Consider the following 18,313-nt stretch of genomic DNA (forward strand, 5'->3'; position numbering starts at 1 on the left):
CCGATGCCCTTCGCCTTCCACTACGCAGCGCGCTCCGACGTCGGCATGGTCCGGTCCAACAACGAGGACTCGGGCTACGCCGGCCCCCACCTGCTCGCGATGGCCGACGGGATGGGCGGGCACGCCGGGGGCGACGTCGCGAGCTCGACCGTCGTCGCGGCCCTCGTCGGCCTCGACGGCGAGTCGCTCTCCGGGCGCGACGCCGGCCAGGCCCTCCTCGACCGCATCCACGCCGCGAACAGCGAGATCGGCGACCGGGTCCACGAGGACCCCAAGCTCGACGGGATGGGCACGACGCTCATCGCGATGCTGCGCACCGGCGACCGCATCGTCCTCGCCCACATCGGCGACTCGCGGGCCTTCCTCGTCCGCGACGGCGAGGTCACCCAGGTGACCAAGGACCACTCGTTCGTCCAGAACCTCGTCGACGAGGGCCGCATCACGCCCGAGGAGGCGACCACCCACCCGCAGCGCTCCCTCGTCACCCGCGTCCTCACCGGGGCCGACGACGACGAGCCCGACCTCGTCGTGCGCCAGGGCAAGGCCGGCGACCGGTACCTCATCGCCTCCGACGGCCTCACCGACTACGTCGCGCGCGACACCGTCGAGGGCGTCCTCACCGGCACCGCCGACCCCGGCGAGTGCGCGGACCGGCTCGTCGCCCTCGCCCTGCGGGCCGGCGCCCCGGACAACGTCACCGTCGTCGTCGGCGACCTCGTCGACATCTCCCGCCGGGAGGCCCCGCCCACCCAGCCGCAGGTCGTCGGAGCCGCCGCGGCCCGCCGCTCCGGCACCCGGCCCATCCCCGTGACGCCCGCGGCCAAGGCGGCGGCCCTCACCCAGGAGGCCACCGGCAGCGGCGACCACGACGAGGGCGTCACGCTCGCCGAGGAGGGTCCCCGCACCCGGGGCGGTCTCGCGCTGCGGGTCGCCGCGGCGCTCGTCGTCGCCGTCGTCGTCCTCGCCGGCGGCTCGTACGCGGCCTACGCCTGGTCGCAGCGCCAGTACTACCTCGCCGACCAGGACGGCATCGTCACCGTGTTCCGCGGCGTCGACCAGGACCTCGGCCCGATCTCGTTGTCCGCCACCGAGTACTCGACGACCATCTCGGTCGACGACCTCCCCGCGTCCTACCAGGAGAGCATCCGCCGCGGCATCGACGTCGGCAGCCGCAGCGAGGCCGACGAGCGGGTGGCCGACCTGCGCCTCCAGGCCGCCGCCTGCCGCTACGCCCAGAGCCAGGACGAGCCCTGCCGCACCGTCCCCAGCACCTGGGCCCAGCCGACCCCGACGCCCACGCCGTCCGCCTCGGTGACGGCCTCGGTCTCGCCCGGTGCCACGGCGACGGTCCCCGCGCTCCCGAACGACCTGCCCTCGTCCAGCCCGACCACCCCTCCGCCGTCGTGAGCGTCGTCTCCTCCGTCGCCCCCCGGTCCGGGCGCACCACCGAGCTCGTCCTCACGTTGGACGCGGTGGCCATCGTCGGGCTCGCGTACGTGAACCTCGGTCTCGCGACGACCGGTTCGGTGCCCCCGGGCCTGGCCGCGCTCGGCCTCGGCTACCTCGGCGTCGCCCTGGCCTTCCACGTCGTCCTGCGCTGGCGGGCCTCGTACGCCGACCCGCTCATCCTCCCCATCGTCACGCTGCTCAACGGCCTCGGTCTCGTGATGATCCACCGCGTCGACATCGCCGAGGGACGCGACATCTCCGACGGCGTCGCGCTGCGCCAGCTGATGTGGAGCACGCTCGCGGTCGCCATCGCCGCCGCGGTGCTCGTCGTCGTCCGCGACCACCGGCTGCTGCGGCGGTACACCTTCCTCGCGGGTGCGGTCGGCTTCGCCCTGCTCCTGCTGCCGCTCGTCCCGGGAATCGGCAACCAGCAGTTCGGTGCCCGCATCTGGATCCGGGTGGGGTCGTTCTCCTTCCAGCCCGGTGAGATCGCCAAGCTGGCGCTGGCCGTGTTCTTCGCCGGCTACCTCGTGCAGACCCGTGACGCCCTGTCGGTCGCCGGCCGCAAGGTGCTCGGGATGACCTTCCCGCGAGCCCGCGACCTGCTGCCGATCCTCATCGCCTGGCTGGCCAGCCTCGGCGTGCTCGTCTTCGAGAAGGACCTCGGGTCCTCGCTGCTGTTCTTCGGCCTCTTCGTCGCGATGCTCTACGTCGCCACCGAGCGGGTGTCGTGGATCGCGATCGGCCTGGGGCTCTTCGGGGCCGGCGCGTACGTCGCGTACCTGATCTTCGGACACGTCCAGACGCGGGTGCTGCTGTGGCTGCACACCTTCAGCCCGGAAGCGCTCGACACCTCCGACCAGCTCGCCAAGGGCCTCATGGGGATGGCCGCGGGCGGGATGTTCGGCACCGGCCTCGGCCGCGGCCGGCCCGACCTCACCTACCTCGCCGAGTCCGACTTCATCATCCCGAGCTTCGGCGAGGAGCTCGGCATGATCGGGCTGTTCGCGATCCTCGTGCTCTACGCGCTGCTCGTCGAGCGCGGGCTGCGCACGTCCCTCGGCACGCGCGACGGCTTCGGCAAGCTGCTCGCCGCCGGTCTGTCGTTCTCGCTGGCCCTCCAGTGCTTCGTCGTCGTCGGCGGGGTCACCCGCGTCATCCCGCTGACCGGCCTCACCGCGCCGTTCCTCTCCTCGGGCGGCTCCTCGCTGCTCGCGAACTGGACCCTCGTCGCGATCCTCCTGCGCATCTCCGACCACGCCCGCCGCCCGCTGCCCGACCCGGCGGCCGGCAGCGCCGTGGCCGAGGCCCGCACCGAGGTGGTGAAGCTGCCGTGAACACCCCCGTCCGCCGCCTCTCCTTCCTCGTCGCCGCGCTCTTCGCCGCGCTGCTCGTCTCGACGACCCTCATCCAGTACGTGTTCGCGTCCGACCTCAACGGCCGCCCGGACAACCGCCGCACGCTGCTCGCCACGTACGCCCGCGAGCGCGGCGAGATCCTCGTCGGGCAGAACCCGGTCGCCAAGTCGGTCCCCACCGACGACGAGTTCAAGTACCAGCGCACCTACGACGACCCCGAGCTCTACGCCCACGTCACCGGCTTCTACTCGTTCTTCGGAGCGGTCGGCGGCCTCGAGCAGTCCGAGAACTCGCTGCTGTCGGGCGCCAGCGACAAGCTCTTCTACCGCCGCGTCTCCGACCTCTTCACGGGTCGCCGGCCCTCGGGCGCCACGCTCGAGACGACCCTCGACCCCGCCGTCCAGAAGGCCGCGGCCGACGGGCTGGGCGACGCCCGCGGTGCCGCCGTCGCCCTCGACCCGAAGACCGGTGCGATCCTCGCGATGGTCAGCAACCCGAGCTTCGACCCGAACACGGTGGCCGGCCACGACCTCGGCACGGTCGACAAGAACTACCAGGCGCTGACCAAGGAGAGCGACCGCCCGCTCGTCAACCGGGCGATCGGCGGCGACCTCTACCCGCCGGGCTCGGTGTTCAAGGTCGTCACGGCTGCCGCCGCCCTGTCCAGCGGCGACTACGCCGCCGACTCCGAGCTGCCCGGCCCCGCCGAGCTCGACCTGCCCCTCACCGACACGACCCTGCCGAACCACGACGGCGGCGCGTGCAGCCCCAGCGGGAAGGTCAGCCTCGAGCAGGCCCTCGTCGTCTCGTGCAACACCGCCTTCGGCGACCTCGGCATGAAGCTCGGCGCCGACGCGCTGCGCGAGCAGGCCGCGAAGTTCGGTTTCGGCGACGCCCCGAGCGTGCCGATGCGGGTCACCCCGAGCAGCGTCCCGGCCGAGCTCGACCAGCCGCAGCTCGCGCAGTCGGCCATCGGGCAGTACGACGTCCGGGTCACCCCGATGCAGATGGCGATGGTCGCCGCCGGCGTCGCGAACCAGGGCGTCGTCATGCAGCCCTACCTCGTGCAGTCGGTCATCGGCTCCGACCTCTCGGTCATCGAGAGCGCCGAGCCGACCGAGCTGTCCGAGGCCGTGACGCCCGAGGTGGCCTCGACCCTCACGGACATGATGGTCGCCGTCGTCGACGACGGCACCGGCCGGCGCGCGCAGATCAGCGGCACGAAGGTCGCCGGCAAGACCGGTACCGCCGAGCACGGCAAGGGACGCCGGGCGCACGCCTGGTTCATCTCCTTCGCGCCGGCGGACGACCCGAAGATCGCGGTCGCGGTCGTCGTCGAGGACGGCGGCACGGCCGGCAGCGAGACGAGCGGTGGTGCGGTCGCCGCGCCCATCGCGAAGCAGATGATGGAAGCGCGGTTGAAGTGATGAGGAGTGCACGACATGGCTGACGTCCCGGAGCTGCTCGGGGGACGGTACGAGGTGGGCGACCTCCTCGGCCGTGGCGGCATGGCCGAGGTGCACAAGGGGTTCGACACCCGCCTCAGCCGGCCGGTCGCCATCAAGATGCTGCGCAGCGACCTCGCCCGCGACGCCACGTTCCTCAGCCGCTTCCGCCGCGAGGCGCAGTCCGCCGCCGCCCTCAACCACGCCGCCGTCGTCGCGGTCTACGACCACGGCGAGGACCACGTGCACACCGAGTCCGGTGGCGCGAAGTACAACATCCCGTACATCGTCATGGAGTACGTCGACGGCCGGACGCTGCGCGAGATCCTCTCCGAGAGAGGGCCGCTCGACCCGATGGAGGCCGTGCGCGTCACCGAGAGCGTCCTCGACGCGCTCGCCTACAGCCACCGCCAGGGCATCGTCCACCGCGACATCAAGCCGGCCAACGTCATGATCGCCACCGACGGGTCGGTCAAGGTCATGGACTTCGGCATCGCCCGCGCGATGGCCGACGCGAACGCCACCGTCACCGCCACCCAGGCGGTCATCGGCACCGCCCAGTACCTGTCGCCGGAGCAGGCGCAGGGCCAGCACGTCGACGCCCGCTCCGACCTGTACTCCGCCGGGTGCATGCTCTTCGAGCTGCTCACCGGCCGGCCGCCCTTCCTCGGCGACAGCCCGGTCGCCATCGCCTACCAGCACGTCGGCGAGCGCCCGGTGCCGCCGTCGCGCTACGCCGAGGCGGTCTCCGACGACCTCGACGCCGTCGTCCTCCACGCGCTCGAGAAGCCGCGCGAGGAGCGGTACCAGGACGCCGCCGAGTTCCGTGCCGACCTCCAGGCCGTCCGCCTGGGGCGCCAGGTCAGCGTGGCGGCCCGGTCCTCGGCGGCCGCGGTCGCCGGCGCGGCCGGGGCCGTCCTCGCCGCCGGGGCCACCGAGGCCCTTCCCGCGGCGGGCGGCTCGCTCTCGGACCGGACGGCGGCGATGGAGGCCCCCGTCGGGACGCGTCCGGTGCCGCCGCCCCCGCCCGGGGACGACGACGGACCGCTGACCCGCCGCGAGCGGCTCGAGGAGGAGGAGCAGCGCCAGGGCCGGGGCCCGGCCGCGTGGATCCTCCTGACCATCGCCGTGCTCGCCGCCCTCGGCCTGCTCGGCTACGGCCTCGTCAGCTACTTCGGCACCGAGGACGTCCCGAAGGTCACCGTGCCGTCGGTCGTCGGCACCCCGGAGGACACGGCCCGGGTCAAGCTCGTCCAGGCCGGCTTCACGGTCGAGTCGGTCGTCGCGGCCGACGACACCGTGCCCGAGGGCGAGGTCGTCTCGCAGAACCCCGAGGGCAACACGAAGGCCGACCGGGGCTCGACGGTCCGCATCACCGTGTCGGGCGGGCCCGACAACGTCGAGGTCCCCGACCTCACCGGCCGCACGCTCGACGAGGCCAAACAGCTGCTCGGCGACCTCGGCCTCACCCTCGGCACGGTCACCGAGACCGACGACCCGGACACCGAGAAGGGCCAGGTCATCTCGAGCGACCCGGGCAGCGGCGTCGGGGTCAAGCCCGGCACGCGGGTCAACGTCGAGGTGGCCTCCGGCAAGGTCGTCGTCCCGAACGTCGTCGGGATGAGCCAGAACGACGCCCAGCGCGCCCTCGCCGACGCCAACCTCACGGTGGAGACCGAGTACCGGCAGACCGCTTCGGTGCCCGAGGGCCAGGTCATCGAGCAGGACCCGAAGGGCCGGGCCAAGGCCGACGTCGGGTCGACGGTGAAGATCGTCATCGCCCAGAAGGCGGCCCCGACGGTGACGCCGACGACGGTCAGCCCCTCGCCCACCGACTCGGGGAGCCCGACGCCGACGCCGAGCGGCACCCCCAGCGGCTGAGCCCCCTCCGGGCCGGGGAGGGCGTCAGCCGGCAGCGACCATCCGGGCCACGCCCGCGGCGTCGTGCACGAGCGGCGAGAGTCCGTCGGCACGGCGCACCGCGTCGGCGTCGCCGGCGACCGCGAGCCAGTTCGCGAGCATGAGGTGGCCGCCCTCGGTGAGCACCGACTCGGGGTGGAACTGCACGCCGTGCAGCGGCAGCGTCGCGTGCCGGACGGCCATGACGATGCCCGACGCCGTGCGCCCGTTGGGGACCAGCTCGTCCGGGATGGTCGCCGGGTCGATGGTCAGCGAGTGGTAGCGCGTCGCGGTGAACGGGTCGGGGACGCCGGCCAGCACGCCGGTGCCGTCGTGCACGACCCGGGAGGTCTTGCCGTGCAGCAGCTCGGGTGCCCGGCCCACGGTCGCGCCCATGACGACACCGAGCGCCTGGTGCCCGAGGCACACCCCGAGCATCGGCTGCGACCGCTCGGCGCAGGCCTCGATCATCGCCATCGACACCCCGGCCTCCTCCGGCGTGCCGGGGCCGGGGGAGACGAGCACGGCGTCGAAGTCGGCGCCGTCGGCCGGTGCGACGGCGTCGTTGCGGACGACCTCGCACTCGGCGCCGAGCTGCTCGAGGTAGCCGACGATCGTGAAGACGAAGCTGTCGTAGTTGTCGACGACGAGGACCCGGGTCATGGGGTCCATGGTGCACCGTCGCGGGCTGCGCCCACCCGGCCGTCCCGTCAGCCGACGGTGTTGTCGTTGAAGGGCACGAGGTCGGCGACCGCGGGGAAGACCCACTGGAAGAGGACGGCGACGACGGCGACGACGAGGGCCAGACACTGGATCGCCTTGGCCCACACCGGTCCCGGCAGGACGCGCCAGAGTGCTGCGTACATCGCTACCCCTTCACCGTGGACCAGTCGGCGTACCGCCAGTCGGCGCGCGGCACGGAGTCGACGAGCGTGCCGTGGGTGACGTACCGGTACGTGGCGCTGTACTTCGGGTGGCACGACGTCATCGTCAGCAGGGCCGCGGTGGGGGCCTTGCCGGGCTCGTCGGGGACGGGCGCGATGACCTCGGTCTGCCACGGGCGGACGATCTCGTGGCCGGTGATCTCGTAGACGAAGACCGTCGGCTTGGTCTCGATGATGACGCGGTCACCGGCCCTCAGCGTGTCGATGGTGTGGAACGGCCGGCCGTAGGTGATGCGGTGCCCGGCGACCGAGAAGTTGCCGACCTCGCCGGGAGCGACGGTGCCGTCGTAGTGCCCGACACCGAGGGCCAGGACCGGCCGGGCGGTCCCCTCGATGACCGGGCGCGCGTAGTCCTTCCCGAAGCGCGGCACCCGGATGATGGCGAAGGCGCGGTCCTGGCCGAGGTCGGGGAACGCGTCGCTGCCGACCGTGCCGTCGCTGCCGTTGAGGAAGTCCTCGCTCAGCGCCTCGACGATCTGCTGCTGCTGCCGGTCCGCGACGACGTCGGTCCACCAGAGCTGCCAGGCGACGAAGAGCAGCACGAGGACGCCCGCGGTGATGAGCAGCTCGCCGACGCCGCCGACGACGCGTCGGATCACGAGTCCGTGACCTCGGCGTGCGACGGGGTGATGCTGCCGGAGTAGGCGGGGAAGCGCTGGGTGCCCACGTCCTTGACGTCGTACCCGAGGCCGACGGCCACGGACCAGTCGCGGAGCAGGCCGACGTCACCGTCGCCGTCGAGCGAGCGGCGCATCGCGTCGCGGTCGCCGATGGCCGTGATGACGTACGGCGGGGAGTAGACCCGGCCCTGGAGGATGAGGGTGTTGCCGACGCACCGGACCGCGCTCGTCGAGACGACCCGCTGGTCCTGGAGCATCATCGCCTCGGCGCCGCCGGCCCAGAGGGCGTTGACGACGGCCTGCACGTCCTGCTGGTGGATGACGTAGTCGTCGGGGTCGGCCCCGGGCGGCACCTCGCCGCCGACGAGCTTGGCGTCGTCGAGGCTGACCCGCAGCGCCGGCCCCTCGACGGCCGTGCGGCCCGCCGCCCCGGCGATTCCGGCGGCCTGCTGCTGGAGCTGCTGGGTGCGCTGGTCGTCCGGGGCGAGCGCGTTCGTGGCCTCGTCGACCCGGGCGCGCAGGTCGTCGACCTCCCCCGCCCGGTCGGCGTTGACCCGCGTCTGCTCGCGGATGAGGTCGGGGAGGCGGGCGGAGTCGGCGCGCAGGTCCTCGCCCTGCGAGGCGCGCACGCTCGAGGCGAAGAGGGCGCCGGCGACGAGGGCGGCCACGGGCACCAGCCACGGCCAGGGCGAGGGTCGGTCGACCCGGCCCGCGTGCGTGCCCGCCACCCTCGTTCCCCTCTCTCTCGGACTCGGCCTCTACGCTAGGGCACCAGTCTGAACGAACCGGAGGAGCACCGTGCCCGAGTCCAAGGGTCGCAAGAAGTCCACGTACACGCCGCCGCGCACCGCCGGGGCGGCCGCGCAGGGGCCCAACCCCCGCTGGTTCGTGCCGGTGATGCTCACCCTCATGGTGCTCGGGCTGCTGTGGGTCGTCACGTTCTACATCTCGGGCGTGCACCAGTACCCGGTGCCCCAGATCGGCCGCTGGAACCTCGGGGCCGGCTTCGGCCTCATGCTCGCGGGGTTCCTCATGACGACCCGCTGGCGCTGACCGCTCCGGCGGCCCGGTGACGAGGTTGTCCACAGGGTCATCCCCAGCTGGGGACGAATGACAGCCGTGTAATCCACAGGGGGACGGCCTGTGGACAGCCGGTCAGGCGGTGGAGTACCGCGCGACGGCCAGGAGGACGAGGACGATGCCGACGGCCGCCAGCGCGGCCCAGTGGATGCGGCGGTCCCCGGGCTGCATCGGACCCTTCGCCCGCCCGAGGTAGCCGATGGCCGCCGCGCACGCGGCCCCGGTGACCAGGCCACCGAGGTGCGCCTGCCACGCGATGCCCGGGATGACGAAGCCGATGACGGCGTTGATGCCGATGATCACGTACATCCCCGCCGCCGAGCGGCCGAGCCGGCGCTGGAGGACGAGGAAGGCGCCGAAGAGCCCGAAGACCGCGCCCGAGGCCCCGACCGCGCTCGTGTACCAGGACCCCGGCCCGTTGAGCAGGGCGTCCTGATAGCTCTGCGGCGTCGACATCAGGAGGTAGACGACCGAGCCGCCGACGGCGCTGAGGACGTAGAGCGCGACGAACCGGGCCCGGCCGAGCAGCGGTTCGAGGTACTGGCCCATGATCCACAGCGCGTACATGTTGAACGCGATGTGGTAGATCGGGCCGTGGGCGAAGCCCGAGGTGAGGAAGCGCCAGGGCTCGGTGTCGGCGAGGGCCGGGACGAAGGCGATGCGGTTGGTCAGCCCGGGGACGACCTGCTGGAGCAGGTACACGGCGACGCAGATGCCGATGATCGTCATCGTCACGAGCGGGCGGCCGTCGGTGGCCGAGCCACCGAAGACCGTGCGGCCCTGGCGGACGGTGCGCGCGCCCTCGCGGACGCAGTCGACGCACTGGATGCCGACCGCGGCCGGCCGCTGGCACTCGGGACAGGTCGGCCGGCCGCAGCGCTGGCAGCGCACGTAGGACTCCCGGTCCGGGTGCCGCGGGCAGACCGGCACCTGGTCGGTCGGCGGCGGGGGGATCGGCGGTTGCTCCGTCACGTCGGTCTCCCGGGAGTCTCGGTCAGGTGGGGTCAGTCCTCGATCTCGACGCGCTCGATGACGACGTCGTCGACCGGGCGGTCGTTGGCCCCGGTGCGGACGTTGCCGAGCGCGTCGACGACCTCACGGCTGGCGGCGTCGGCGACCTCGCCGAAGATCGTGTGCTTGCCGTTGAGCCACGTCGTGGGGACGGTGGTGATGAAGAACTGCGAGCCGTTCGTGCCCTTGCCCATCCGCTTGCCGGCGTTGGCCATCGCGAGGAGGTAGGGGCGGTCGAACTGCTTGTCGGGGTGGATCTCGTCGTCGAACGTGTAGCCGGGGCCACCCATCCCCTGGCCGAGCGGGCAGCCGCCCTGGATCATGAAGTTGGGGATGATCCGGTGGAAGACCAGACCGTCGTAGAACGGGGTGGGGCTGGTGCGGCCGGCGTCGTCCTTGTACTCCTGCTCGCCCGTCGCGAGGCCGACGAAGTTCTTGACCGTCTTGGGCGCCTCGTTCGGGAAGAGCTCGACGACGATCGGACCGTGGTTGGTGTGCAGCGTTGCCTTCATGCCGCCGATCCTCTCACGCGCTCCCGGACGCGGGCAGGGCGCGGGCTGGGTGTCGCCGGGGCGTGGCCGCGCCCACACCATCGACCCGGCCCTGATGTGCCCCGAACAGGGGAAAGAGGGCAGGATGGGCACAGATCGTCCAACACCGAGGAGGACCCGTGTTCCGCAGCAAGAGCAGGACCGACCAGGCGAGGGACGCCGTGGCCGACGCCGCCGACCAGGTGAGCGGACGCGCCCAGGACGCCGCCGAGCGCGCGGCCGAGGCCGCCCACGACCTGCGGAAGAAGTCGTCGTCCGAGCTCAAGGACCTCCGCAAGGCCTCGAAGTCCGAGCTCAAGGACCTCAAGAAGGCGTCGAAGAAGGCGTCCAAGGAGGCGACGGCGCAGTACGAGTCGGCCCGCGACCGGGCCCACGACTACGCCGAGAAGGCGCACGACTACGCCGACGCCGTCGGGCCCAAGGTCCGCGAGGGCCGCGAGCGCGCCCAGGACGCCGCCGAGATCGCCCGCGAGAAGGCCGAGGCCGCCCGCGAGCGCGCCGAGGAGGCCTACGAGGCGCTGGCCCCGCGCGTCGAGCACGCCCGCGAGACCTTCACCGACGACGTCCTCCCCAAGGTGATGGCGGCCCTCACCGCCATCGCCGCGAGCGCGGCCGCCGCCAAGGACCAGGCCGCCGAGGCCGCCGAGCGCGCCCCCGACGCCTACGCCGTTCTCAAGGGCGACGCCAGGGCCAAGAAGAAGAGCAAGGGCCGCTGGGTCCTGCTCCTCGGCGCCGTCGCCGCCGGTGCGGCCGTCATGGCCTACCGCAAGAGCACCGAGCGCCCCGACCCGTGGGCCAGTGCCGGGTCGTACACCCCGCCGAAGTCCGCCTCCGTGCGGGCCGAGGACGCGGTCGGCTCCGCGAAGGCCTCCGCGGGCGAGGTGCGCGAGAAGCTCGCCGAGGCCTCGAGCAGCGCCTCGGCCAAGGCCACCGAGCTCAAGGAGAAGGCCGCCGTCAAGGCCGCCGAGGCCAAGGACGCCGCGGCCGCCAAGGTCGAGGAGGCCAAGGCCGCCGTCGGTGCCGAGGCCGACAAGGGCACCGCGACGTGGAACGACGCCGGCGCCGGAGACTCCGAGGTGCCGTCGACGACCGGCACGTCCGAGGGCTCCGACCTCTCGACGCCGCACCTCGACGAGGGCTCCGAGCTGGGGTCGGACAAGGGGTCCGACAAGGGCTGAGGCGCACCGGTCCCCGCGTCGACGGGGACCCCCCGGACGACAGGACGCCGGCCGCTCCCCGTGTGGGGGCGGCCGGCGTCGTGGTCGGTGGGTCCGGCCCCCTGCTGGCCGGACCGACCGTGGTGGCGCGGCGCGGAGTCGCCGTGCGTTCTGAGTTGACTGGGGGACGTCCCGGGTTGCGTGGAGGGGTGGCGCGGTCATGCGCGGCCGCGCCGTGGGCGACCCGGGGCGTCTGCCCTGTCAGCTCCTCTCTGTGAACCCCTGCCGGAGTGACACGCGCAGATTAGCCCCGCCCTGCCCGCCGCGGAATGGCCCGATCGGGCCATCTGTCGAAGGTTGCCGTCCGGCTGCTCCGACGCCGCAGGTCAGGCGGTCGTCCGCTCGACGAGGTCGACGAGCTCGGCCACGTCGCGGTCGCCGTCGAGGCGGTCGGGGAGGGAGCGCGCGGCCTCCCGGAGGGTGCTCGGGTCGACCCGCTCCGACCAGGGGCCGTCGGTGAGGTGGTCGGTGAGCATCGCGACGACGAGGTCCTGCTGGAGGCGGGGTGAGGCCTCGTCGAGGTCGGTGACGCAGTCGTCGCCGGTGAGTGCGGCGCGGCGCTCGACGGCCTCGCCGCTCGCCTCCTGGTAGCGGACCGTGGCGGAGACGAACTTGCCTCTGCCGGAACCCTCCCGGAGCTCGACGTCGTACAGGGCGGTGGTCGCGTGACCGGCGAACACCTCTCCGCCGTCGACCGAGTCGTCGCGGAAGTCGTCGTCGGCGACGGCGCGGTTCTCGTAGCCGACGAGCCGGTAGCCGGCGACGAGCTCGGGGTCGAACTCGACCTGGGCCTTGGCGTCCTTGGCGGTGAGGACGAGACTGTTCGTCAGGCCGGTGGCGAAGACGCGCTCGGCCTCGGCCTCGGTGTCGACGTAGACGTGCCAGCCGTCGCCGCGGTCGGCGAGCTGCTCGAGGAGCTCGTCGTCGTAGTCGGCGATGCCGACGCCGACGCTCACGAGGTTGATGCCGTTCCGGGTCTCGGTGCCGATCCGCTCGAGGATGCCGCCGGTGCTCGTCGGGCCGACGTTGGCGACACCGTCGCTCACGAGGACGACGCGGGTCATCCGGTGCTCGTTCTCGGAGTCGGCGCGCATCCGGGCGGCGACGTCGTAGCCGAGGCTGAGGCCGGCGGCGGCGTTGGTGCTGGCCTGGGGGCTGAGCTCGTGGATGGCGTCCTCGAGGGCCTGGCGGTCCGAGGCCGGAGTGGGCTCGAGCAGGAGGTCGGCCTCGGTCGAGTAGCAGACCATCGCGACGGTGTCGGTGGGTCGGAGGTTGGCGGCGAGGGTGCGCAGCGCGGCCTTGGTCGTCTCCATCTTGCCGGCCTCGTCCATCGAGCCCGAGCAGTCGACGACGAGGACGAGGTTGGCGTCGAGGCGGTCGCGGTCGGCGACGTCGGCGCTGCGGATGCCGACGCGGACGAGCCGGTGGCCGGGCGCGAAGGGGAGCGTGGCGGCGTCGATGCTCACACCGAGTCCGTCGCGCGGTGCGTCGTAGTCCTGCTCGAAGTAGTTGACGAACTCCTCGGTGCGGATCTCGTTCCGCGGGAGGCTCGTTCCGTTGCGGACGGCGTCGCGGAAGCGGGTGTAGGAGCCGGTGTCGATGTCGAGGGCGAAGGTGGACTGCGCGTCCTCGGAGGGGTCGGTGAGCGCCTGGTGGCGGTTCGGGGTGTAGCCGCGGTCGCCGCCGTTGTCGTTCGTGTCGCGCTGGCCGTTGGGGGCGGCGCCGTTGGGACCGGGCTGGTACTCGCCTGCGCTGGAACCGTTTCCGTCATGACTGCCGGCACTGCACCCCGCGGCCAGGATGGTGGTGGCGAGCGCTGCGGCTGCCCAGGCGGTCCGGCTGCGGTGGTGCATCGTCATGGTGGGTCCCCTACCGTCGGCGTCGTTGCTGCTGGTGGGAGGGACGCTAGGGCGCGATGGTTCCCGACCCGTGCCGTCGTGATGAGGACGTGACCGGACCGACGCCGGCTCGTTGCCGTCGAGACCGTTCCGTGTCCGGCCCGTGCCTCTCCCGTTGCCGGTGGCACGATGTCGGGATGGACGACCGAGGGGCCGAGTTCGGCGGAGTGCGCATCGGCCGTGCGGCGACCGGGGCGTTGATGGACGCCGGCCACCGCAGTCTCGCCGACCTGCCCGACGACCTGGACACACTGCTCGCCCTCCACGGCGTCGGCCCGAAGGCCGTCCGCCTCATCGCCGCCGCCCGCTCAGCCTGATATCGGCTCAGGACAGGGTCAGTCGCCCGTACCCGAAGACGTGACACGTCAGCACGTCGACCTCGCGCCGCGGGTCGTCGAAGAAGGCTCCCATGCGGTGGGTGACGCGGACGAAGGGGCGCTCCCGCGGTCTCCCGTCCTCCGCCAGTTCGAGTTCGGCACGATGAGGAACAGGTGCTGCACGTCGGCGGCGATGTCCTCCTTCCAGATGTCCTTGAGGTCGTGGTTGTTGGTCACCGTGCCGCCGCGCTCGACCTCCGCGATGACCCCCTGCCCCGGTCCGAGCCGGTGGAAGAAGTCCGGTCGCGGCTTGGAGACCAGGCCGTCGTCGGGGCTCAGCAACTGCTCCTCGCGGAATCCGAGGCGGTCCTTGAGGATCGACGAGACGATCGACTGCACCGCGGCGCTCGAGGCCCCGTGCACGTGGGCCACGTCGATGGCGACCGACTCGGCCTCCAGGGCCCGGCGCAGTTCGTCGGCGAGGCGGTCGACTGCAGCGAGGGACTCCGCGTGACGGTCCTCCAGGACCGATCGCTGCAGCCGCCGGTACTCGATCCCCACTCGGGCAGCTTGTCAGGACGTACGTCACGCCGTGGGTGAACCGCAGAACCGGATGAGACCGGCTGGCGCCGGTCCCATCAGTCGTTCATTCGCGTGGAGCCAAGGGGACTCGAACCCCTAACCCCCTGCTTGCAAAGCAGGTGCGCTACCAATTGCGCCATGGCCCCCGGGATGCCGCCGCGGCGGCGAGGGAAAGCGGTCAGCCCTTGGGGGAGTCGGTGGCCTCGGCCCAGAGCCGGTTCTCGGCCTGCTTGTCCTTGATCTGCTTCGAGATCGCGAACGCGCCCGCTGCGGACGCGAGGAGGACGAGGAGCTTCTTCACGAGAACACCACCTGGGGGCCGGGGAAGGTGTCGGTGGTGGGCCTAACAGGACTTGAACCTGTGGCCTCTTCCTTATCAGGGAAGCGCTCTAACCGTCTGAGCTATAGGCCCGTCGCCGACCGGCGTGCGCCCCCGTGCAGGGGGCGCGGTGCACGAGGTTACCCGATGCCCCGCCACCGCCCCAAAACGAGGGCGACCGGCCGCCGGACCTCGCTGGTTCGAGGTGAAACACCACCCTGGGACGGTCGTGCAATACCTCGAACCGAGGCGGGACGCGGCCGGTCGAGGTGACGGACGACCAGCAGCGGGTCGGGTATCACCTCGACCCGCGGGCGCCGGCCCGGCTCAGTCGTCGGTCAGCGTCAGCTGCACGCCGCCGACGAGCGCGGCGGAGACGTTGTAGAGGAACGCCCCGAGCGTGGCGATGGCCGTGAAGAGGATGACGTCGACGACCCCGATGACGATCGAGAGCGACACCACGCGGGTGAAGCCGATGAAGTCGAGGATGTCGAACTTCGAGCCGCCGTCCTGGACGACCTGGCCGATGACGCCGTTGACCTGGTCGAACACGCCCATCGCGTCGAGGACGGTCCACAGCACGACCGTCGCGATGACGAGCGCGATGCCGAGGGCCACCGACAGGAGGAACGAGATCTTCATCGCCGACCAGGGGTCGATGCGCGAGACGGTGAGCCGCACGCGGCGCGAGGACGGGCGCGGGGCGCCCCCGGACTGCGACACGGGACGCTCACCTCCGGTGCGGGCCTCGCCGGTGCGGCCGGCGGGCGCGGGTCGGGTGGGGGCGGCCTCGCGGCCGGTGGGGACCGGGCGGGTGGGCGTGCCGGTGTCGGCGATCCGCCGCAGCGCACCACCCTCACCCCGGCGGGCCGGGGTCGAGGAGCGCACGGGGCGCCCCGCGCTGTCTGCGGTGCTCACTCGCGGCCTCCTCGGTCGTCCTCGCCGGCGTCGCCGGACTCGTCGCTGTCGTCACCCGACGGTACGGCATCGGCGGTCGCGTCTGCGACTCCCGCTCCGTCGGCGTCCACGGCCGGCACGGGTGCGTCGGCCCCCGGAGCACCGCCGTCGACGGACCCCTCGGCCGCCTCGATGGCCTCCTCGACCGCCTCCTCGACCTCCTTCTCGGGGTTGCGGGTGACGGCGACGATCGCGTCGTTCTTGCCGGGCTTGGCGAACTGCACACCCATCGTGTTGCGGCCGGTGAGGCGCACCTCGTCGACGCGCGAGCGGACGATGTTGCCCTTCTCGAAGACGACGAGCACCTCGTCGCCCTCGTCGACGGTCAGCGCCCCGACGAGGTCACCGCCCTTGTCGGACAGCTTGGCCACGGCGACACCGAGGATGGCCCGGCCCTTGACGTTCCACTCCGAGACCTTCGAGCGCTTGGCCAGGCCCGACTCGAAGACGACGAACACGTCCGGGTCCTCGCCCTCGCGCACGACCGACATCGAGAGCAGCTCGTCGCCGTCGCGGAACTTCATCCCGGTCACGCCGGAGGTGGAGCGACCCATCGGGCGCAGCGTGGCGTCGTCGGCGTGGAAGCGCACCGACTGCCCCTTGCGGGAGACGAGCAGCAGGTCGTCGCGCTCGTCGACCAGCCCGACCCCGACCAGCTCGTCGGCGTCGCGCAGGTTGATGGCGATGAGGCCGCCGGTGCGCGGGCTGTCGTACTCGCCGAGCCGGGTCTTCTTGACCAGGCCGGCGCGCGTGGCGAGCAGCAGGTACGCGGCGTCGTCGTAGGAGCGGATGGCCAGCACCTGGGCGATCTCCTCGCCGGGCTGGAAGGCCATGACGTTCGCGACGTGCTGGCCCTTGCCGTCGCGCCCGGCGTCCGGCAGCTCGTAGGCCTTTGCGCGGTAGACCCGGCCGAGGTTGGTGAAGAACAGCAGCCAGTGGTGCGAGGTGGTCGTGAAGAAGTGGTCGACCATGTCCTCGCCGCGCAGCGCCGCCCCGCGCACGCCCTTGCCGCCGCGCCGCTGCGAGCGGTACGCGTCGACCCGGGTGCGCTTGGCGTAGCCGCCGCGCGTGATGGTGACGACGACGTCCTCCTCGGGGATGAGGTCCTCCATCGACATGTCGCCGTCGGTGGGCATGATCGTCGTGCGGCGGTCGTCGCCGAACTTGTCGACGATGCCGGCGAGCTCGTCGGAGACGATGTCGCGCTGGCGGCCGGGCGTCGCGAGGATGTCCTTGAAGTCCTCGATCTGCGCCTGCAGCTTGTCGTGGTCGTCGATGATCTTCTGCCGCTCCAGGGCCGCGAGCCGGCGCAGCTGGAGGTCGAGGATGGCCCGGGCCTGGATCTCGTCGATCTCGAGCAGCTCGATGAGGCCGTTGCGCGCCTCCTCGACGGTCGGGCTGCGGCGGATCAGCGCGATGACCTCGTCGAGCATGTCGAGGGCCTTGAGGTAGCCGCGGAGGATGTGGATCTCCTCCTCGGCCTTGCGCAGCCGGTAGGCCGTGCGCCGCTGGATGACGTCGATCTGGTGCTCGCACCAGTACCGGATGAACGCGTCGATCGGCAGCGTGCGCGGCACGCCGTCGACGAGGGCAAGCATGTTCGCGCCGAACGTCGTCTGCAGCTGGGTGTGCTTGTAGAGGTTGTTGAGCACGACCTTGGCGATGGCGTCGCGCTTGAGGACGATGACGAGGCGCTGGCCGGTGCGGCCCGAGGTCTCGTCGCGGATGTCGGCGATGCCCGAGAGCCGGCCGTCCTTGACGTGCTCGGCGATCTTCTGGGCGAGGGAGTCGGGGTTGACCTGGTACGGCAGCTCGGTGACGACGAGGCACTGCCGGCCCTGGATCTCCTCGACCTCGACGACCGCCCGCATGATCACCGACCCGCGGCCGGTGCGGTAGGCGTCGTCGATGCCCTTGTGCCCCATGATGAGCGCGCCCGTGGGGAAGTCGGGGCCCGGGATCTCGCGCATGACGGCGGCCAGCGCCTCCTCGCGAGAGGCGTCGGGGTTGCGGAGCATCCACTCGGCGGCGGCCGCGACCTCGCGCAGGTTGTGCGGCGGGACCTGGGTGGCCATGCCGACCGCGATGCCGGCCGAGCCGTTGACGAGCAGGTTCGGGAAGCGGGAGGGGAGGACCTCGGGCTCGAGGGTCTTGCCGTCGTAGTTCGGCTTGAAGTCGACGGTCTCCTGCTCGATGTCGCGCACCATCTCCATCGACAGCGGCGCCATCCGGCATTCGGTGTACCGCGGGGCGGCGGCGGGGTCGTCGCCCGGGGAGCCGAAGTTGCCCTGGCCCTGGACGAGCGGGTAGCGCAGCGACCAGTCCTGGACGAGCCGGACGAGGGCGTCGTAGATCGCGCCGTCACCGTGCGGGTGGTACTGGCCCATGACGTCGCCGACGACGCGGCTGCACTTGTTGAAGCCGCGGTCGGGGCGGTAGCCGCCGTCGTACATCGCGTAGAGCACGCGGCGGTGCACCGGCTTGAGGCCGTCGCGGACGTCGGGGAGCGCGCGCGAGACGATGACGGACATCGCGTACTCGATGTACGAGCGCTGCATCTCGGCGTTGAGGTCGATCGGCTCCGTGCGGTCGGTCTCGACGGGCTGGTCGGTCATGGAGGTCCTTCGTCAGGGTCGTGCGTGGAGGGTGTGCTCGGCGTGCTGCCG

The 18,313-nt window shown here is 72.2% G+C and carries 18 protein-coding genes and 2 tRNA genes; 7 read left to right on the forward strand and 13 right to left on the reverse strand.

Annotated elements, in window-relative coordinates; translation table 11 throughout:
* Positions 1–3: 3 nt before the first annotated feature.
* From JQN70_RS12540 to pknB, 4 genes are read left to right on the forward strand one after another with little or no spacing between them, the layout of a single operon-like run.
* Positions 4–1,407, forward strand: a complete 1,404-nt coding sequence (locus tag JQN70_RS12540) for a PP2C family protein-serine/threonine phosphatase (protein ID WP_204131686.1) — start codon at positions 4–6, stop codon at positions 1,405–1,407.
* Positions 1,404–2,786, forward strand: coding sequence for an FtsW/RodA/SpoVE family cell cycle protein (locus tag JQN70_RS12545; protein WP_204131687.1), 1,383 nt, complete (start codon positions 1,404–1,406; stop codon positions 2,784–2,786). The genes JQN70_RS12540 and JQN70_RS12545 overlap by 4 nt, the downstream gene beginning before the upstream one ends.
* The gene (locus tag JQN70_RS12550) at positions 2,783–4,234 is read left to right on the forward strand and encodes a peptidoglycan D,D-transpeptidase FtsI family protein (protein ID WP_204131688.1); all 1,452 of its coding nucleotides are present in this window, start codon (positions 2,783–2,785) and stop codon (positions 4,232–4,234) included. The genes JQN70_RS12545 and JQN70_RS12550 overlap by 4 nt, the downstream gene beginning before the upstream one ends.
* A gap of 15 nt (positions 4,235–4,249) precedes the next feature.
* A complete protein-coding gene (gene pknB / locus JQN70_RS12555) occupies positions 4,250–6,133 on the forward strand; it encodes a Stk1 family PASTA domain-containing Ser/Thr kinase (RefSeq protein WP_204131689.1) in 1,884 nt (627 codons plus the stop codon).
* Positions 6,134–6,157: 24 nt separating this feature from the next.
* Here the strand turns inward: pknB and JQN70_RS12560 are convergent, their stop codons facing one another.
* The 4 genes from JQN70_RS12560 to JQN70_RS12575 are packed head-to-tail and all read right to left on the reverse strand — an operon-like array spanning position 6,158 to position 8,443.
* The gene (locus JQN70_RS12560; RefSeq protein WP_204131748.1) at positions 6,158–6,814 is read right to left on the reverse strand and encodes an aminodeoxychorismate/anthranilate synthase component II; all 657 of its coding nucleotides are present in this window, start codon (positions 6,812–6,814) and stop codon (positions 6,158–6,160) included.
* A gap of 47 nt (positions 6,815–6,861) precedes the next feature.
* Positions 6,862–7,017 (reverse strand): hypothetical protein, encoded by a 156-nt coding sequence (locus JQN70_RS12565; protein WP_204131690.1) that lies wholly within the window; start codon positions 7,015–7,017, stop codon positions 6,862–6,864.
* A 2-nt stretch (positions 7,018–7,019) separates the two neighbouring features.
* Positions 7,020–7,694, reverse strand: coding sequence for a class E sortase (locus JQN70_RS12570; protein WP_307835959.1), 675 nt, complete (start codon positions 7,692–7,694; stop codon positions 7,020–7,022).
* Positions 7,691–8,443, reverse strand: a complete 753-nt coding sequence (locus JQN70_RS12575; protein ID WP_204131691.1) for a DUF881 domain-containing protein — start codon at positions 8,441–8,443, stop codon at positions 7,691–7,693. Before JQN70_RS12575 ends, JQN70_RS12570 begins: the two co-directional genes overlap by 4 nt.
* A gap of 70 nt (positions 8,444–8,513) precedes the next feature.
* Between JQN70_RS12575 and JQN70_RS12580 the strand changes: the two genes are divergently transcribed.
* On the forward strand, positions 8,514–8,768 hold the full coding sequence (locus tag JQN70_RS12580) for a cell division protein CrgA (RefSeq protein ID WP_204131692.1): 255 nt from the start codon (positions 8,514–8,516) through the stop codon (positions 8,766–8,768).
* Positions 8,769–8,870: 102 nt separating this feature from the next.
* Here the strand turns inward: JQN70_RS12580 and JQN70_RS12585 are convergent, their stop codons facing one another.
* Together JQN70_RS12585 and JQN70_RS12590 are read right to left on the reverse strand one after the other, a co-directional pair.
* Positions 8,871–9,767, reverse strand: a complete 897-nt coding sequence (locus JQN70_RS12585; RefSeq protein ID WP_307835960.1) for a rhomboid family intramembrane serine protease — start codon at positions 9,765–9,767, stop codon at positions 8,871–8,873.
* A 32-nt stretch (positions 9,768–9,799) separates the two neighbouring features.
* On the reverse strand, positions 9,800–10,318 hold the full coding sequence (locus tag JQN70_RS12590) for a peptidylprolyl isomerase (protein ID WP_204131693.1): 519 nt from the start codon (positions 10,316–10,318) through the stop codon (positions 9,800–9,802).
* Positions 10,319–10,476: 158 nt separating this feature from the next.
* Between JQN70_RS12590 and JQN70_RS12595 the strand changes: the two genes are divergently transcribed.
* On the forward strand, positions 10,477–11,535 hold the full coding sequence (locus tag JQN70_RS12595) for a hypothetical protein (RefSeq protein WP_204131694.1): 1,059 nt from the start codon (positions 10,477–10,479) through the stop codon (positions 11,533–11,535).
* A gap of 365 nt (positions 11,536–11,900) precedes the next feature.
* On the opposite strand, the gene JQN70_RS12600 is transcribed toward JQN70_RS12595, so the two are convergent.
* Positions 11,901–13,433 (reverse strand): vWA domain-containing protein, encoded by a 1,533-nt coding sequence (locus JQN70_RS12600; RefSeq protein WP_204131695.1) that lies wholly within the window; start codon positions 13,431–13,433, stop codon positions 11,901–11,903.
* Positions 13,434–13,609: 176 nt separating this feature from the next.
* Between JQN70_RS12600 and JQN70_RS12605 the strand changes: the two genes are divergently transcribed.
* The gene (locus JQN70_RS12605) at positions 13,610–13,789 is read left to right on the forward strand and encodes a helix-hairpin-helix domain-containing protein (RefSeq protein ID WP_204131696.1); all 180 of its coding nucleotides are present in this window, start codon (positions 13,610–13,612) and stop codon (positions 13,787–13,789) included.
* Between the two features lie 48 nt (positions 13,790–13,837).
* Here the strand turns inward: JQN70_RS12605 and JQN70_RS12610 are convergent, their stop codons facing one another.
* From JQN70_RS12610 to gyrA, 6 genes are all read right to left on the reverse strand, one after another.
* Positions 13,838–14,350 carry a phosphatase PAP2 family protein gene (locus JQN70_RS12610; RefSeq protein WP_204131697.1) on the reverse strand — a complete coding sequence of 171 codons (513 nt, stop codon included), beginning with the start codon at positions 14,348–14,350 and terminating at the stop codon, positions 13,838–13,840.
* Between the two features lie 94 nt (positions 14,351–14,444).
* Positions 14,445–14,517, reverse strand: a tRNA-Ala gene (locus JQN70_RS12615).
* 32 nt (positions 14,518–14,549) lie between these two features.
* Positions 14,550–14,672 (reverse strand): DLW-39 family protein, encoded by a 123-nt coding sequence (locus JQN70_RS20155; protein ID WP_239111526.1) that lies wholly within the window; start codon positions 14,670–14,672, stop codon positions 14,550–14,552.
* Between the two features lie 34 nt (positions 14,673–14,706).
* Positions 14,707–14,783 (reverse strand) — tRNA-Ile (locus tag JQN70_RS12620).
* 234 nt (positions 14,784–15,017) lie between these two features.
* Entirely contained in the window at positions 15,018–15,608 is a 591-nt protein-coding gene (locus JQN70_RS20160; RefSeq protein ID WP_307835961.1) for a DUF3566 domain-containing protein, read from the reverse strand.
* On the reverse strand, positions 15,605–18,262 hold the full coding sequence (gene gyrA / locus JQN70_RS12630; RefSeq protein ID WP_204131698.1) for a DNA gyrase subunit A: 2,658 nt from the start codon (positions 18,260–18,262) through the stop codon (positions 15,605–15,607). Before gyrA ends, JQN70_RS20160 begins: the two co-directional genes overlap by 4 nt.
* Positions 18,263–18,313 lie beyond the last annotated feature (51 nt).

Source organism: Phycicoccus sonneratiae, from assembly GCF_016887965.1.
GTDB lineage: Bacteria > Actinomycetota > Actinomycetes > Actinomycetales > Dermatophilaceae > Phycicoccus > Phycicoccus sonneratiae.

Bases quoted from the DNA above. Each gene is read 5' to 3' on its own strand.
- JQN70_RS12565 (WP_204131690.1), bottom strand. From the start codon at position 7,017: ATGTACGCAGCACTCTGGCGCGTCCTGCCGGGACCGGTGTGGGCCAAG.
- pknB (WP_204131689.1), top strand. From the start codon at position 4,250: ATGGCTGACGTCCCGGAGCTGCTCGGGGGACGGTACGAGGTGGGCGAC.
- JQN70_RS12560 (WP_204131748.1), bottom strand. From the start codon at position 6,814: ATGACCCGGGTCCTCGTCGTCGACAACTACGACAGCTTCGTCTTCACG.
- JQN70_RS12600 (WP_204131695.1), bottom strand. From the start codon at position 13,433: ATGACGATGCACCACCGCAGCCGGACCGCCTGGGCAGCCGCAGCGCTC.
- gyrA (WP_204131698.1), bottom strand. From the start codon at position 18,262: ATGACCGACCAGCCCGTCGAGACCGACCGCACGGAGCCGATCGACCTC.
- JQN70_RS12605 (WP_204131696.1), top strand. From the start codon at position 13,610: ATGGACGACCGAGGGGCCGAGTTCGGCGGAGTGCGCATCGGCCGTGCG.
- JQN70_RS12540 (WP_204131686.1), top strand. From the start codon at position 4: ATGCCCTTCGCCTTCCACTACGCAGCGCGCTCCGACGTCGGCATGGTC.
- JQN70_RS12590 (WP_204131693.1), bottom strand. From the start codon at position 10,318: ATGAAGGCAACGCTGCACACCAACCACGGTCCGATCGTCGTCGAGCTC.